At 72.2% G+C, this 16069-nt stretch carries 11 protein-coding genes, 1 tRNA gene, 1 other RNA gene and 1 pseudogene; 1 reads left to right on the forward strand and 13 read right to left on the reverse strand.

Annotated elements, in window-relative coordinates; translation table 11 throughout:
- The 5 genes from KUM39_RS27390 to ffs form a co-directional block, all read right to left on the reverse strand.
- Nucleotides 1-1476, reverse strand: a 1476-nt coding sequence (locus KUM39_RS27390) for a N,N-dimethylformamidase beta subunit family domain-containing protein (RefSeq protein WP_217788470.1), incomplete at its 3' end; no start/stop codon positions are given.
- 430 nt (nucleotides 1477-1906) lie between these two features.
- The gene (locus tag KUM39_RS27395; RefSeq protein WP_217788471.1) at nucleotides 1907-3937 is read right to left on the reverse strand and encodes a hypothetical protein; all 2031 of its coding nucleotides are present in this window, start codon (nucleotides 3935-3937) and stop codon (nucleotides 1907-1909) included.
- Nucleotides 3938-4526: 589 nt separating this feature from the next.
- Nucleotides 4527-5789: a phosphoribosylamine--glycine ligase gene (gene purD, locus KUM39_RS27400; protein ID WP_217788472.1), complete on the reverse strand. Its 1263-nt coding sequence runs from the start codon at nucleotides 5787-5789 to the stop codon at nucleotides 4527-4529.
- Nucleotides 5790-6072: 283 nt separating this feature from the next.
- On the reverse strand, nucleotides 6073-8244 hold the full coding sequence (locus KUM39_RS27405) for a DNA polymerase III subunit gamma and tau (RefSeq protein WP_217788473.1): 2172 nt from the start codon (nucleotides 8242-8244) through the stop codon (nucleotides 6073-6075).
- A gap of 275 nt (nucleotides 8245-8519) precedes the next feature.
- Nucleotides 8520-8616, reverse strand: an RNA gene (ffs, locus tag KUM39_RS27410) — signal recognition particle sRNA small type.
- A gap of 72 nt (nucleotides 8617-8688) precedes the next feature.
- Between ffs and KUM39_RS27415 the strand changes: the two genes are divergently transcribed.
- Nucleotides 8689-8776, forward strand: a tRNA-Ser gene (locus KUM39_RS27415).
- Between the two features lie 62 nt (nucleotides 8777-8838).
- Here the strand turns inward: KUM39_RS27415 and KUM39_RS27420 are convergent.
- The 8 genes and pseudogenes from KUM39_RS27420 to KUM39_RS27455 form a co-directional block, all read right to left on the reverse strand.
- The gene (locus KUM39_RS27420; protein ID WP_217788474.1) at nucleotides 8839-10119 is read right to left on the reverse strand and encodes a tyrosine-type recombinase/integrase; all 1281 of its coding nucleotides are present in this window, start codon (nucleotides 10117-10119) and stop codon (nucleotides 8839-8841) included.
- Nucleotides 10120-10192: 73 nt separating this feature from the next.
- Entirely contained in the window at nucleotides 10193-10408 is a 216-nt protein-coding gene (locus KUM39_RS27425; protein ID WP_217788475.1) for an excisionase family DNA-binding protein, read from the reverse strand.
- Between the two features lie 443 nt (nucleotides 10409-10851).
- A complete protein-coding gene (locus KUM39_RS27430) occupies nucleotides 10852-12324 on the reverse strand; it encodes an AICE element replication initiation protein (protein WP_217788476.1) in 1473 nt (490 codons plus the stop codon).
- Nucleotides 12325-12326: 2 nt separating this feature from the next.
- Nucleotides 12327-13184 carry a bifunctional DNA primase/polymerase gene (locus KUM39_RS27435; RefSeq protein ID WP_217788477.1) on the reverse strand — a complete coding sequence of 286 codons (858 nt, stop codon included), beginning with the start codon at nucleotides 13182-13184 and terminating at the stop codon, nucleotides 12327-12329.
- Nucleotides 13181-13810, reverse strand: coding sequence for a class I SAM-dependent methyltransferase (locus KUM39_RS27440; protein WP_217788479.1), 630 nt, complete (start codon nucleotides 13808-13810; stop codon nucleotides 13181-13183). Before KUM39_RS27440 ends, KUM39_RS27435 begins: the two co-directional genes overlap by 4 nt.
- Nucleotides 13807-14511 (reverse strand): class I SAM-dependent methyltransferase, encoded by a 705-nt coding sequence (locus tag KUM39_RS27445; RefSeq protein ID WP_217788480.1) that lies wholly within the window; start codon nucleotides 14509-14511, stop codon nucleotides 13807-13809. Before KUM39_RS27445 ends, KUM39_RS27440 begins: the two co-directional genes overlap by 4 nt.
- A gap of 90 nt (nucleotides 14512-14601) precedes the next feature.
- Nucleotides 14602-15066, reverse strand: a complete 465-nt coding sequence (locus KUM39_RS27450) for a hypothetical protein (protein ID WP_217788481.1) — start codon at nucleotides 15064-15066, stop codon at nucleotides 14602-14604.
- Between the two features lie 204 nt (nucleotides 15067-15270).
- Nucleotides 15271-16069, reverse strand: a pseudogene (locus tag KUM39_RS27455) (ATP-binding protein); the annotation flags it as partial.

Below are 16069 nucleotides of genomic sequence, written 5' to 3' on the forward strand. Positions count from 1 at the left end.
GTCCAGGAGGTTGGCGGTGGCGCGCTGGATACGGGGGTCCACGTGGCCGGGGCGGTCCAGCGCCGGGGACCAGGCGAAGGTGCCGGAGGCGAAGACCCAGGCGCCCGAGGGGGCGCGGTACAGCGAGGTCTCCTGGTGCCGTCGTACGCCCTCGCCGTCGGTGTACGGGGAGTGGGCGAGCAGCACCCGCTCCTCGTGCTCGGGCAGGGCGGTGCGCGGGAAGTACCGGTCGGCCTCGCCCGCGACCAGGCCGGGGATCTCGTCGCCCTCGTGGGCGCCGGTGGCGTCCCACAGCCAGTGACCGGCGTTGCGGACCACCAGCGGGTGCGGCTCGGGGACGCGGCCCGCGTACTGGATGCCGAGGAGTTGCTGTTCGGGGCGGTCGATCTCGCGCCAGAGCACGGGTCTGCCGGGGCCCTTGCGCTTGCGGCAGGTCAGCAGGCGGTCCGGGACACCGGACGCGGAGGGGGCCAACTCCACCTGCCAGTACATGGTGTTGGCGGAGAGGAACACCAGTGAGGTGCCCCGGTCGCGGGCGGCCTCCACGGAGCGGCGCATCGGCACCGACCAGTATTCGTCGTGGCCGGGGAAGACCAGGGCCCGGTAGCGGGAGGGATCGACGCGTCCGGCGTGCAGGTCGCGGGCCTCGGCGTAGGCGAGGTCGTAGCCGTAGCGCTCGGCCCAGCGGATGAAGTCGTAGGCGTGGCCCACGTGCAGCGGCAGTCCCGCGCCCGCGTACGGGCGGTCGAAGGAGACGGTGGTGGCCGCGTCCGCCTCGCCGAGCAGCCCGCCCCGCTCGTCCCAGGCGTGGTAGAGGCTCGCGCCGGTCCGGCCGTCCTCGGGGTAGAGGTTGTACGCCTGCCAGGTGATGTCCGGGAGCAGCAGGAGCAGGTCGGCCGGGTGGTCGTCCCGGACGGTGAACGGGATGTGCGAGCGGTAGCCGTCGGCCGTGGTGAGGACCGCGACGTAGGCGCCGATCCGCCAGTGCGGGGGGATCTGGAGGCGCCAGGACAGCCACCAGTGGTGGCAGGAGACCGTGCGGTCGGCGGCGAGCGGCGCCAGTTGCTGGGTGCCGGAGAGGCGGGGACTGCTGGTGATCATGGCGGCGCCCTCGCCGCCGTGGTGGCCGATCCGGTAGATGTCCACGCTGAACTGCTGGGGCGGATCGACCGTGATGTGGAAGTCGATCGCCTCGCCGGGGCGGACCGCGCCCGCCGAGGCGAAGCCCTTGATCTGGCGGTGCACGTCGTCCGCCGAGCGCGGCTCGGAGCGCGAGACGCGGGGCGCGGGCACGCGCGGGCGTGCGCCGGGCGGCTGCGGCGGGACCGCTTCCACGTACCAGGGCACGACGTGGCCCGTGTCGTCGAAGTAGGTCTCACTGCCGCGCAACCAGGGCACCGGGCCCAGGCCGAAGGGGTCCGTCACGGCGTGTGCGAGCGCTCCCGACTCCCAGCGGCGGATGTGGTCCGAGGCCATGACCGCTCCCCTCCCTCTTGCCCCCCGTGTCCTCAATGGGTGGTGCGAACTCGGTGGTGCCGTTACTCGGTTGTACCGGTGCTTGGTGGTGCCGGTGCTTGGTGGTGCCGGTGGTTGTTGTACCGGTGCTTGGTCGCGCCGGGTGGTGGTGCTTGGTGGTGCGGTGCTTGGTGGTGCTGGTACCTGGTGGTGCGGGTTGCTGGTGGTGCGGTGCTGGGTGGTGCTGGGTGGTGCTGGTGTTCCTGCTCGGTGCTGCCCGGCCGGTTCCCCCGTGGCTCCTCGTCTGCCTTCGGGCGGGCTGTCGTATGTCGCATGGGTTTGCCATGTGCGAGGTCGGTCTCCAGCACATCACATGACGCACGGGGGCGGTCACTATTCGTTGCGAATTGACCTGAAGTGGAAGACGGGTTTCCGGAAGTGGTCCCGGCTCTCAGACCAGGCGCACCGGTTTTTCGAGGCGTATGCCGGTGGTGGTGAGCCAGGCGCGGAGGGGTTCGGGGTCGCCGTCCTCCACGAGGCTGAGCACCTTGGGGCCGAGGTCGGCGGCGCGTTCGCCGTCCAGCAGCAGCGCCGGGCCGTCGAGCCAGTCGAGGGCAGGGGTGGCGCCCGCCGTGTCCACGGCCGCGCAGCACACCATCGCGGTGACGTGGTCGGCGAGCAGATCGCGGGCCGAGCGCGGCGGCTGGAGCGGGAACAGCGGCAGCGCGCCGTCCTCCCACAGTGCGCTGTCGAGCCCCTGCCCCGCTGGTGCCGTCACTCCGGTGGCGCCGCGCGGTACGGCCGCCTCCTCGCGGGCCAGCGCGGCGGTGAGACCGGCGGCGAGGGCGGTACCGCGTTCGGTACCGGGGTCGTCGTCGGCCTCGTCGTCGGCTTCGCCGTTGGCTTCGCCGGGGTGCTCGTCGGAGGACTCGTAGGGGTGCCCGTCGGAGTGCCTGTCGGGGTGCTCGTAGGGGTGCCCGTCGGGGTTCAGGTCGGTGTGCCCGTCGGTGGTCTGGCCGTCGGAAGCGGTGCCGGGGGCCGCGGTTCCGGTGGGCAGGGACGCCGAGCTCGTCGGGGCGGGGCGCTCGGTGAGGTGGTCCAGGACACGGGCCAGCGTGGGGCGGGGCGGCTCGGCGTCGGTGGCGCCGGAGGCGGCCGGGCCGACGCCGAGGGAGTCCAATACGCGGTGCAGCCGGGCCGCGTCCGCGCGCCAGGTGCGGTCCACGACCTCCTCCGGGTACGCCTCCCAGTCCACCGGCGCCCAGTCGGGACCGGTCTCCGCCGGGCCGCCGTGGAAGAGGCGGGCGGCGAGCAGCGAGGCGGCCTCGTCCACCGCGCCCGGCTCCTCCAGCAGATCGCACGCCGGACGCTCCCCCAGCCGGGAGGCGAACCCCTCGGCCAGCCGGTCCCGGCGGGACAGCTCGGTCAGCGCGGCCACCACCCCGGCGTCCAGCCGGGCGGGCCAGCGCCCCATCCGCCACGCGGGCAGCGCCACCCTGGTCAGCAGCCGGTCCCAGCCCGCGTAGGCGAGGCCCACCTGTTCCTGGGCGACGATCCGGAGCCCGTAGTCCACGGCCTGGGCGCGCTCGGCCGCCGCCGTGGCCACCCCGCGCTCCATCAACACCGCGTGCTCGCGGCACGCCCGCAGCAGCAGGCGGACGAGCCAGCCGAGCACCGCGTACACCGGTCGCACCAGCGGAGTGCGGCCCGGCTTGGCGGCCACGGCCACCGTCGCGTCCAGGCCCCGTATGAAACGGCGGGCGGCGGCTATGTCGGGCTGCGCGGACGGGCCCGTACCGGCGACGACCGGCGCGAGCACCGCGCGCAACTCACCGACGCGCATCCACCAGAGGAAGGGGGAGCCGATGACGAGTACGGGGGCGGGGGTGGGGGTGGGGGTGGGGGTGAGGTCGGGGGTGGCGGTGGGGGTGGCCGCCGGGTCGGGGGCGGGGGCCTCCGGGGTGCCGGTGCCCGTTTCGGTGCCGGTGCCCGTTTCGGTGTCGCTGCCGGTGCTGGTGTTGGTGCTGGTTGCGGTGCCGGTGCCGGTCGCGCGGGGAGCCGTACCGCCGTGGGACGGGTGGGTGCGGTCCTCCAGCCAGCTGTCGCAGTCCGGGGTCAGGGCTATCTCGGAGGGGGCGGGCACATCGAGGCGGTCGGCGAGGTCGCGCACCAGCCGGTACAGATCCGGGGCGGACTTCTCCGGCACCGGGACCGTCGGCGTGACGGCGGGACGGGCGCGGGACACGGTCAGGGCGACCCCGGCGGCCACCAGCAGCACCAGTACGGCGGGCACGCCCACCGCCCAACGGGCCGCGTCCCAGCCCGGCCCGACGAGCCGTCCGCCGGGCAGCCCGGCCAGCAGGATCACCTCGGCCGCCGCCGGGAGCAGGGCCACGGCGAGCGCCCGGCTCCGGACGCGCAGTACGGCCAGGGCCCGCGTGCGCGCGGCCAGCGCGCCCATCTCCACTGTCGTTCCGGTCATGTGCGGACTCCCCCCTCCTGCGGATCGCGTCCTGCCCTGGCGTTGCTCACTCCCCCACTGTGGCACCCGCCTCCGACATCGCAATGCCGGTGGGCCAAGTGCCGGAACGCTTGCGCCGCACCATAGTTGGGGCCCCGGCCCGCGTCAGCCGGTTGGGCGATCGGTCACTCGATGGAATGGCTCTGGTCAGAGGTGGGTGACAGATCGCAAGGATCAGGCCCCGGATTTGGGCGCAGGGGTTGGCCCTGTTCCGGGGAGGGGGTTGGGGGTGTGGGGGCCACATGGGCGGGGGCCACGGGGGGGTGCGGGTGGGGTGCGAGTGGGGTGTGGCTGGCGGCCACATGTGGCGGGCGCACGTGTGGTGGGCTGCCATATGGGATGGGCCCACGTGTGGTGGGCGCACATGTGGCGAGCCCACATGTGGCGGGCGCGCGTGCCCTCGCGTTGCGAACCCACATAGGGTGCGCCCACATGTGGGCGCACCCTATGGATGAGCTGAATGAACTGGACGGACTGAAGCGGTTGAGGGGGTCCGCCGGGCTGGAGGGGCCGTACGGACTGGAGGGGTCGTACGGGCTGACCCCGCGCCCTACGCCCCCGCCGCGTCGGCCGCGGCCTTCGCCGCGATGTCCGTCCGGTGCTGCGAGCCGTCGAGCCGGACGCGGGCGACCGCGCGGTACGCCCGCTCGCGCGCCTGGGTCAGATTCGCGCCCACGGCGGTGACCGACAGCACGCGACCGCCCGCGCTGACGACGCTGTCGCCGTCCTGCCGGGTCCCGGCGTGCAGGACGTAGGCGTGCGGGCCGTCCTCGGCCGCGACCTCGTCCAGGCCGGTGATGGGGTCGCCGGTGCGCGGCGTACCGGGGTAGTTGTGCGAGGCGACCACGACCGTCACGGCGGCGTCGTCGCTCCAGCGCAGCGGTGCGAGGTCCGCGAGCGTGCCCTCGGCGGCGGCGAGGAGCAGCCCGCCGAGCGGGGACTTCAGGCGGGCCAGGACGACCTGGGTCTCGGGGTCGCCGAAGCGGGCGTTGAACTCGATGACCCGGACCCCGCGCGAGGTGATGGCGAGCCCGGCGTAGAGCAGCCCGGAGAACGGGGTGCCGCGTCGGCGCAGTTCGTCCACGGTCGGCTGGAGAACCGTCTCCAGGACCTCCCCGACCAGCTTGGGATCGGCCCACGGCAGCGGGGAGTAGGCGCCCATGCCACCGGTGTTGGGGCCCTCGTCGCCGTCCAGCGCGCGCTTGAAGTCCTGCGCGGGCTGCAACGGGACCACGGTCCGGCCGTCGGTCACGGCGAACAGGGAGACCTCGGGCCCGTCGAGGAACTCCTCCACGACCACCCGCTCACAGGCCGCCGCGTGCGCCTTGGCGGCCTCGATGTCATCGGTGACGACGACACCCTTTCCGGCCGCGAGCCCGTCGTCCTTGACGACGTACGGCGCACCGAACGCGGCGAGGGCGGCCTCGGCCTCCTCGGGGGTCGTACAGACGTAGGAACGCGCCGTGGGGACACCGGCCGCGGCCATCACGTCCTTGGCGAACGCCTTGGACCCCTCCAGCAGCGCGGCCTCACCGGACGGGCCGAACACCGGGACACCCGCGGCGCGTACGGCATCCGCGACCCCGGCGACCAGCGGGGCCTCCGGGCCGACCACGACGAGATCGGCACCGAGCCGCCCGGCCAGCGCGGACACGGCCGCACCGTCCAGCGCGTCCACCGGGTGCAGTTCGGCGACCCCGGCGATACCGGCGTTGCCGGGCGCGCAGTACAGCGCGGTGACATCGGGGTCGAGGGACAGGGAGTGGCACAGGGCGTGCTCGCGGGCGCCACCGCCGATGACAAGGACCTTCACGGGGGTCAGCCTACTGGCAGGGTCGCCGAAGGGTGGGGGGCGGGGAAGTTGTGGGTTCCTACGAGGGGCGGGTGCGGCGGAGGTGATGCGGGGGTGGCTCCGTGGAGGTGGTGCGGGGGTGGCTCCGTATCCGGCCCGAGAGCGGCACACCCACCGGCAGGCACCGGCGCGTAGCGGCAGGCACCGGTACGGAGCAGCGCGCACCGGCACGGAGCGGCGCGGCGCGCGGCAACCACCAACGGGGGCCGCTCACCAGCGGCCGTCCTCAACTCCCGTGGAGCGCCTACTCGTTGTTGAACTCCTCCACCACGGTCGCCCCCAGCTCCCGGACGATGAGGTCGTAGCCGGAGAGGGCCGACTCGTGGAGGTCGGGGTCGTCGTCCTCGGGGATGTCGTCCTCGATGGAGACGGGGGGCGCGGCCGGGACGGGCGCCGGGGCGGCCGGGGCGGAGCCGCGGGGCGGGGACGCCGGGGGTGCGGAGGGCCGGGGCGCGGCGGGGGCCGCCGGTGCCGGGGCGGAGGTGCCACCGGGCGCCGGTGCGCCGTAGCCGCCGGGCGCCGGTGCGCCGTAGCCCTGGCCCGTGCCGGAACCGTAGCCGCCGGGACCGCCGCCGTAGCCGCCCGGACCGCCGGACGGCGGAGGTGCGGCGCCGCCGCCGGACGGGTCCACGACCGACTCGATCTTCCACTGCACGTGGAACTGCTCGGACAGCGCCTGCTTCAGTACGTCCTCGCTGCCACTGCTGGCGAAGTTGTCGCGGGCGCCCGCGTTGACGAAGCCGAGTTGGAGGGTGGTGCCGTCGAACCCGGCGATCTGGGCGTTCTGGCTGAGCAGAATCCAGGTGAAGCGGCGGCGGTTCTTGACCGCCTCCAGGATGTTCGGCCAGAGCACCCGGGGGTCGGGCCCGCCGGTGGACGGGGCGGCGGGGGTGGGGGCGGACGCCTGGTGCTGCAGGTGTTGCGCGGGGGCAGAGGCGGGGGCGGATGCGGGGGGCTGGGCGGCGGGTGAACTGGGGCTTGCTGTATGGCCGTTGGGGCCGCCGGGGCTGCCGGGCCCGCCTGTGTTGCCGGGGCCGCCGGGCTCGGGTGCGCCCGCGCCTCGTACGGCCGCGCGGGCGGCGGCGGGACCACCGCCGGGCGGGACGGGGGCGGCGGGGGCTGCCGCGCCGGGGGCGCCGGGGGCGCTGCCGTGGGCGTCGGGGCCGGGGGCGTACCCCATAGCGGGTCCGGGGGCGTACCCCGGCGCGGGGGCGGGGGCGTACCCCATTGCGGGGGCGGAGGCGCCGGAGGAGAAGTTGACGCCGCGCTCCAGGCGGTCGAGGCGGGCCATGAGGGAGCGCTCGTCGCCGTAGGCGGCGGGGAGCAGGACGCGCGCGCAGATGAGTTCGAGCTGGAGGCGGGGCGAGGTGGCGCCGCGCATCTCGGTGAGGCCGTCGTTGAGCAGGTCGGCGGCGCGGCTCAGCTCGGCGGGGCCGAACGTGCTCGCCTGGGCCTGCATACGGTCGAGCACGTCGGCGGGGGCGTCGATGAGCCCCTTCTCGACGGCGTCCGGCACGGCGGCGAGGATCACCAGGTCGCGGAGGCGTTCCAGCAGGTCGGCGACGAAGCGGCGGGGGTCGTTGCCGCCCTCGATGATGCGGTCCACGACCTCGAAGGCGGCGGCGCCGTCCCCGGTGGCGAAGGCCTCCACGACGGAGTCGAGCAGGGAGCCGTCGGTGTACCCGAGGAGGGAGGTCGCCATGCCGTATGTCACACCGTCCGCGCCGGCCCCGGCGAGGAGCTGGTCCATGACGGACATCGAGTCACGCACCGAACCCGCGCCCGCGCGCACGACGAGCGGGAGCACGCCCTCCTCGACCGGGACGGCCTCGCGCCCGCAGACCTCGCCGAGGTACTCGCGCAGCGTGCCGGGCGGGACGAGGCGGAAGGGGTAGTGGTGCGTACGGGACCGGATCGTCCCGATGACCTTCTCCGGCTCGGTGGTGGCGAAGATGAACTTCAGGTGCTCCGGCGGCTCCTCGACCACCTTCAGCAGCGCGTTGAAACCCGCCGACGTGACCATGTGGGCCTCGTCGATGATGTAGATCTTGTACCGGCTGCCCGCCGGGCCGAAGAACGCCTTCTCCCGCAGGTCACGGGCATCGTCCACGCCACCGTGCGACGCCGCGTCGATCTCGATGACGTCGATCGAACCCGGCCCGTTGCGCGCCAGGTCCTGGCACGACTGACACTCCCCGCACGGCGTCGGCGTCGGCCCCTGCTCACAGTTCAGACACCGCGCCAGAATCCGCGCACTCGTCGTCTTCCCGCACCCACGCGGCCCACTGAACAGATACGCGTGATTGACCCGGTTGTTCCGCAGCGCCTGCGACAACGGGTCAGTGACATGCTCCTGCCCAATGACCTCGGCAAAGGACTCCGGGCGATAGCGGCGGTAGAGCGCGAGAGACGACACGTGTACGAGGTTATAGGCGGGGACTGACAAGTGGGGTGGGGCAGGGTGCGGGGGGGGGCGGGGCCGGGGGGCCGGTGGCTGAGGGCTGGGCGGGATTGGCGGCGTGGACATGCCGTACGGGGCGTACGCGGGCGTACGGGGTTCTGGTGGGGGTGTGCCGTACGGGGTTGCCGTAGGGGTGCGTCGTACGGGGCTCACGTAGGGGGTGCCGCCCTACGCGGGGCACCGGGGACGTGCCCGCCGGGGGGTGCCGTAGGGGACGTGCCGTACGGAAACGCAAGGACCCCCCACGCACCCGCCAGAGCCAACCTACCCTTGCTGCCTTCCGGCCCTGGGGGAGTTCAGTCAGATAGCGCCGCGTGAGGGGCTGCGCAAAGAGTACCTGATCCAACGCCCTCCCAACGAGTTCGCAACCACTCCCCCCGGTCATGTAATGTCTCCAGCGGAGGATTCGCCTAGAGGCCTAGGGCGCACGCTTGGAAAGCGTGTTGGGGGCAACCCCTCACGAGTTCGAATCTCGTATCCTCCGCCAGTGCCTCACCGGGCACGATGTCGAAGGCCCCCCTGGAAACAGGGGGGCCTTCGACGTTGTTCTCAGCCCTCGTTGTCCTGGTCTTTGTCCACAACGGGGTTCTCCGGAGCTCCCCAGATCAGCCCTGCCAGCTTCCGGGCCGCCTCCTTCAACATGGGGTCGGTCACGTGCAGGTAGCGAGCGCGCATCCGGGCCGCGCCGCCCGGCTCCCATCCCATGATCTGGTCGATGACCCGGTCCGGGACCCCGAGCAGCATCAGAACCGTGCCGGCCGTGTGGCGAGCGTCATGGAGCCGGCCGTCGCGCACCTGTGCGTCTTCGAGCAGCCGCTTCCAGTCGTGGTAGTCCGTGTTCGGGCTGAGGGGTCCGCCCAGGGGCTTGGTGAACACATACTCCGACTCAACCCAGAGGTTGCCTGCCGTCGCCCGCTCGCGCGCCTGCGCCTCCTCATGCGCGCGCAGCATCGTCACCAGCGGGCCAGGCAACGGAACCACACGCCGACCAGCGCGGGACTTGGTGTTCTTGGTCTCGCGGCGCACCTGCACCCGGTTCGGGCAGTATCCGGCCTTCCGGCCGCACGGCGCCGTGTCCGAGCATCCGTGCTCGTACTTCGGGCGCAACCGGTTCCGGCGCAGCTTCAGGTACTCGTTGTCCAACTCGACATCGCACCACCGAAGCCCCAGCGTCTCGCCCTGCCGCAGACCGAGCGCCAGCGCGAGCATCCAACGTGCGCTGTTCCGCCGCTTGTTGACCTCGACCAGGAGACGTTGCACCTCTTCGACGGAGTACGGCTCCACCTCGGTCTCGTCTTCTTCGATCCGGGGCGGCTTCGCCAGCGCGGCGGCGTTCTTGGACGCGTGCCCGCGCCGCACCGCCTCTCCGAGCGCCGTGCGCGCGGTGCGGTGCGCCTGGTGAGCGGTGCCGGCCTTGCAGCCGTTGCTCTGCATCCTGCGGTAAAGGCTCTCCAGGTGCTCCGGCTCCAAGCGGTCGATGCGGTGCTTCCCGACACCGGGAACAAGGTGCACCCGAACCGCCACCTCGTAACCGTCGTAGGTGTTCTCGCTGACGACCGGCTTGGCGATGTTCTCCACCCAGTGCTCAAGCCACTTGGCAACGGTCCACGGCTTGCCGGGCTGACGAGCCGATCCCTCGTCGCGCTGCTTCTCCAGCCGCTTGACCTCTTCGACCACCTCCTTTCGGGTCGGGCGGGTCAGGTGACGGCGGTAGGGCGTGCCGTCGTCCTTGTAGCCCATCGGCACCCGTCCGTGCCATCGACCGTCCTTGCCGAGGTAGATGGCGGACTCGCCGTTGGCGCGCCGGGTGCGCTTCTTGTCTTCTGCCACGCGCGGGCTCCTCATGAGGTGCGGGAAAACCCGGAGCGCCGCCCGTGATGGGCGGCGCTCCGGTAAGGACGAACTAGGCGGCGCGGTTCTGCGTCCGGCGCGCGGTGACGTACGCGGCCGGGGCGTCGGCGGGAACGCGCCGCAGCCGGCCGACCGGGATGGACTCCAACTCACCGGACCGGATGAGCTGGTAGCAGGTCGTCCGGCCGATCTGGAGTCGGCGGGCGGCCTCTTCCACGGTCAGCAGTACGAGGGTGCTGTCGATGGCGGCGAAGGGGGCCGTGTCCATGCGCGTGATGCTCCTTGATAGAGCGCCAAGGCGTGAAGGCGCGGGTTGTCCGAGGTGTGGATTTCTGCGTCATTGCGTCATCAGCGTCATGCGGGCTGTTGACCTGCTGTTTTGTATGACGCAGGGGTGTGGGGGTGCGTCATGGCAGCGTCATGGGGGTGCGTCATTGCATGACGCAGATGACGCAGGATGACGCAGGGGATGCCGTCTGCGTCATGGGGTTCATCGCAGGTCAGCGGCGGTTTTTCGGTCCGCATGACGCAGATGACGCAGGGCTTTCCCTCTTAGGACAAAAGAGGGGGTGTCTGTGGTGGTGCGGTGCTGCTTCAGGCGGATGTTCGGAGCCGCTTGCGCGGCGCGTCCTTTGCGGGCGGCGGTGCCGCCGAACAGCAAGAGGAGCACCTCGTCGGCGGGTGGTGCTCCTCTTGCTGTTCGCGCGCGGGTCAGAGGGTCTGCTGTTGGTAGGGGGGTGGGGAGGGGGTTCGGGTGAGTTCGAGGTAGCGGCCTGTCATGGTGCGGCCGGAGTCGATGAGGACGCCTCGGGCGGCGAGGGTGGGCTGAAGCCGTTTGAGGCGGTCGGAGAGGACTTTGCCGGTGGTGGGCCATCCTTTGGGCAGGGGACGGCAGTCGTCACCCGCGTAGAGGCGGCTGAGGCAGTGCAGCCACTCGGTGGAGGTCATCCGCTGGGCTGTGCCCGGCTCGACGGTGTCGGCGTGCGTGAGGACGGTCTGTGCGAGGAGGTCGCCCTCGATCACGTCGTCGTTGAGGTCGTCCAGGCGGGCCCGGTAGGCGGCGAGTGCTCCGAAGCCGGTCGCGGCGTCGAGCTGCGCGCACAGGTGCGCGAAGTCCGCCATCCGCAGATCGGTGGGTGTCTCCGCCTCAGCCGCCCGCACCTTGACCGTGAGATCAAGCAGCGACCCCAGGATCACGGGCAGCGCTTCCGCGTACTCCGCCCACAACTCCGCCTCCGTACGCCGGACACGGGGCCTCTCCAGCCGCAGCGGCAGAAGGCGTTCCGCGAGGTCGGGGCGGATGACGCCCACGTCGATGCCGGTCAGGAGCAGGGGGCGGCGGTAGCGGGCGCGGAACACGTCCCCGTCGGTGAACAGGGCGCGTTTGACGTTCTCGGCGCCGGTGACGATGCAGCACATGGCGTCGGAGAGGTCGGGGGTCATGTGGGAGAGGTTGTCCAGGGCGGTGACCCATCCGGCGGCCACGGCCGCGATCAGGTTCTCCTCATCCTTGGGGGCGCGGCGCAGGTCGCCGGTCATGCCCTCGATGATCCGTACGAGCATCCGTCCGCCGGTGGACTTGCCCGCGCCCTGGGGTCCGGTGAGGAAGGGGGCGGGGACGGGGACGGAGGGTCCGAGGCAGCCGATGAGCCAGGCGATGGCGAGGCATTCGGTTTCCGCGCCGGCGAAGTTGCACAGCCGCAGGAGCAGGTCGATGCCCTTGCCGTCGGTGTCCTTGGCGGGGAGGGGGAGTTCGCCGGTGAGCTGGGTGCGCCGCCAGCACACCTCACGCGGGTCGGGGACGGTGATGTCCCAGCCGGTGGGGTGGATACGGACGGACTGCCCGTCGGCGCGTCCGAGGTCCAGCCAGGTCGCCCCGTCGAAGCCGGGCGCGACACGGATGTGCACGGGCTGTACGTCCTCGGTCAGCGCGAGCGCTTCGATCAGGTCGAGGGCTTCTTTGAGGGCGGTGCCGTTGAAGACGCCGCGACCGTCGCGGAAGAGTCCGACCATGAGTTCCTGGCGGTGGCTGCCGGTGGTGCCCTGGGAGCGGATGGGGCGGGCGACGGGGTGGCCGTTGCGCTGTGCGTAGACGGTGCCGTCGGCGGTGCGGAAGTACCGGAAGTGCGCTTGGGCGTAGTCGGTGATGATCTCGCGGGCGGGGTTCTTCTCGTCGTCGGACATGGTCACAGTCCCAACCGGGTGCGGGCGTTGGTCCACGCCTCGGTGCAGTGCCGCAGAGTTTCGCCTTTGGCCTGCGCGGCGGTGAACAGCCGGGTCATGTGGGTGTCGGTGAGGCAGCCGCACCGGCCGTGCGTGGACAGCACCGCCAGGAACGTCCGGTACACCGTGGCGTGGACCGCGTTGGAGGCGCTGGTGATCTGCTGTTCGGCCATGTGGATGCCCCGGTCCAGGAAGGCGGGGGTGCGGTGCCGACACCCCCCGCCGCCCACCGGCACCGGCACAGCGGCGACGGCGGTGGTGATGTGCGGTGCCGGCCGGGCCGGGGTCTGCCGTACGGCCAGGGCGCGGACGGTGTCGGGCAGGGCGGTGAGGGGGCCGGCGCCGGGTCCGAGCCAACGGGCGTAGGACATCGTGGACTTGATGTCCACGCCGGGGCGGACCGCGTTCGAGGACCGCATGACGCCCCGGTAGATCCAGTGTTCGCCTCTGGTCGTGGTCACGGTCCGGGTGGGCGGCAGGGTGTCACGGGCCCAGGTGAGGGCGGCGGGGTTGTCGAGGTCCACCACGGTCAGGCCGGCGCCGCCGGGGTGGTAGGCGAGGCAGGCGGCCCGCCGCCACGCCGCCGTCCACGCAGGGGAGGTGAGGACGTGGGGGTCGGTGGTGGCGGCGGCCCACGCGTGGCACGGCGCGGCGCAGGTGCAGGGGCCCGCCTGCCGCATGTGGGGCCGTCCCCCGCACGCGGTGCCGGTGCAGGCGGGGCAGTTGGCGAACGGCACCTTCCCGGCCCGCAGCGGCAGGACCGGGACACCGGTTGCTGCGAGGACGAGAGCGGCCTGCTGGAGTTCGGGCGTGGTGTTCATGCCGCTGCCTTTCCTTCCAGGGCGAGGTACTGGGTGGCGATCCAGTGGGTGTAGGCGGGGGGTACAGCTTGGCGGGCTTCGATGCTGGTCATCCAGGTGCAGCCCATTGCGTCGGCGTAGGCGCGTTCGCCTTTGTGCTCGAAGGCCAGCAGGCCCTTGCGGTGCCAGCACGGCGGGAGGAGGTCTCCGCCGCCACCCCATGACGTTTCGAACGTGCGGTGGCGGCGGATGTTGAGCCCGAACTGAGTGCCGCACAGCAGGTAGTCCGGCCTCAGCGGAGCTTCCGCGACGTTCTCCATGACCCACGGCAGTCCCGAGGCTTTCAGGCGGGTGCGGCCAGGGGAGAGCAGGTCGGGGTGGTCGGCGCGGTTTCCGCGCCATCCGGTCACGCGGGCGAAGCGCTGGCACGGCCAAGAGGCGTGGACCAGGTCGAACCCGTCCAGGGGGAAGGTGAGGGCGTCGCCCTGGTGGAAGGTGAAGGGGTAGTTCGGCTGCGGGCGGTGATCGACGCCGGTCACGTCGAACCCGGCCAGGTAGTAGCCCATCGACAGGCCGTCGGCACCACAGCACAGGTCCAGCACCCGCAGGCCGTTCGGCCTGCGCAGCGGCAGCACGCGGGCGTTCACGCAGCCACCCCCAGCACCGGAGCAGGATCGGCAGGCCCGGCAAGGGCCGCACGGCCGATCCACTCGGTGTAGGCGGGCGGGATGCATTCGCGGATGCCGTCGCGGTTCATCCACGGCACACCGAGCACGGCGCGTGCGAGGGGGACGCCGGAGAAGTTCCCGACGTACTGCCCGTAGTGGCCGGGCGGGACCGGGCGCCCCATCTTGGCCTGCGGCACGGTGTGGTCGGGGTGCTCGGGCTGGGTGAGGTGGAAGCCGCCGCCGGTCTCGAAGTAGCGGTGCCGGTAGGTGTCCACCCCGAGCATCGGCCCGCACAGCATCACCGGCCCGCGCAGCTTCGGCAGCGCACCGCGCACGTTCTCGATCACCCACGGGCGCCCGGTGGTCTCCAGCGCGGTGCGGGTGGGGGCGATGAGGTCGGGGTGGGTGCGGCTCTGGATGCGCTGGCACTCGCTGTCGTGCTGGCACGGCGGGGAGGCGTGGATGAAGTCGAACCCGGCACCGTGTTCCAGGACGAACGCGATGGCGTCGGCCTGGATGAACCGGTACGGGTAACGCGGCTGCGGGTCCTTGTCGATGCCGGTCACGTCGAACCCGGCGTCGGCGTAGCCCTTCGCGGCGCCGCCCTGGCAGCAGAACAGGTCCAGCAGGCGCGGGCGCACGGGTGTGCGCTCTCGCCGGATAGGGGTGGGTTGCGTCATGCTGGAGGTCTCCAGTTCGGTATCAGCGGGCTGGATGGGTGAGGGCGACCCCGGCTTCATTGGCGTGAGAGGGGGTCGCCCTTGGCGTTGCTAGCCGTGGAAGTGGTTGCGCTTGATGACCGCCCGGCGGATGTTCACCGTGGTCCCGGTCTTGTGGCCCTTGCCGGTGAGCACTTGGACGGCGACGAACCCGCCGAAGACCACGGCGGCCAGCACGATGAGCTGGGTGATGAGCGCGGTGAGGGCGGTGATGAAGGCGGTGAGCATGAGCAGTCCGCCGCACACCGCGAGGAACCCCACCCCGCCCACGGCAACGTTCACCGCGACGCGGGACACCGCCGGCTTCACGGTGGCCGGGTCGGGGTGGGCGGGGGTGACGGCGTAGCCGGTGACGACCCGGCCGTCCGGCAGGACGACGCTCGCCACGGTGGGGACCGTCTCCGGCTGCACCGCAACGAGCGGTGCCGGGACGGACACGGTCGGGGTGAGGGGGACAGGGCGGTGGACCTCTGCGGCCCGTACGGCGGGCGGTCGGGGGGTGTGGTCGGGGAACATGCGGAATCCCTTCCGATACGTGGTCAGGGAGGCACAGCCACCCCCTGTGGGGTGCGCTGTGGAGGGGGTTTTCGGGGGTTGACCTGGGGTGCCTCCCTGCCTCCCTGAACGATCATTCGTGCAGGTCAAGTGCAGGGAGGCGGGTCAGGGAGGGGGTCAGGGAGTTCTCCCTGCCTCCCTGACCCGAACCGGGTCGCCTCCCTGCTACTCGGGGGTGGAAGCGGAATCGTCGTTGTCGCGTTCCGCGAGGACGCGGGTGATCTGGTTGCGGCCGACGACCATGCGGCCGTCCGACTTGTAGGGCTCGGCTCCGGTGCCGTCCAGGACGCGGGTGAGGTCGCCGGGCGACCAGTCCCCGTACGCGTCCGCGTCCAGTGCGGAGAGCCGCTTGATGACGTCCTGGGTTCGCAGCCGGGGCGCGTCCCCGAGGACGGTGGCGATGTCCGCGAGCGGGTCACGGTCTTCACCGGACTCGATGACGGTGAGGGTGGTGACGCCGTCGCGCAACGCCTTGGCCCGTTCCGCGATCTCGGTCGCGTCGTCGGTGCTGATGTAGTGCGTGCGTACGGTGATGGATGCCTGGCCGGCGGGGATGGCGATGCCGTCCGAGGCGACGACGACGGTGCCCTTGTCGAGTCCGGGGCGGAGCAGGTTGGGGGCGGCGCCGCCGTCCACGGCCTTGTCCCCGAGTGCCATGCGGGCCTGGGACTCGGTGCCGAGGGCGAGGGAGGCGCGGGTGTGGGCGCCTTCGCGGACGAGCTTGGGGAGGTTCTGGTCGGTGGGGTCCTGGGTGCCCTGCCACATCAGGACGTTGACCGCTCGGCCCTGGTTGTGGATCTTTCGTACGGCCGTGAAGTAGCGGGAGGTGGCCTTGGAACCGCCGTAGGGGGCGCCTTCCTTGACCTTGCCGTCCTCGTTGACGTGGCGGGTCCTGGCGGGGCACATGAACGCCACCTGTGCTTCGTCCACGATGACGACCAGCAGCGGGAACGCGGTGCCGGGC

It is taken from the genome of Streptomyces corallincola (assembly GCF_019104725.1).
Classification (GTDB): domain Bacteria; phylum Actinomycetota; class Actinomycetes; order Streptomycetales; family Streptomycetaceae; genus Streptomyces; species Streptomyces corallincola.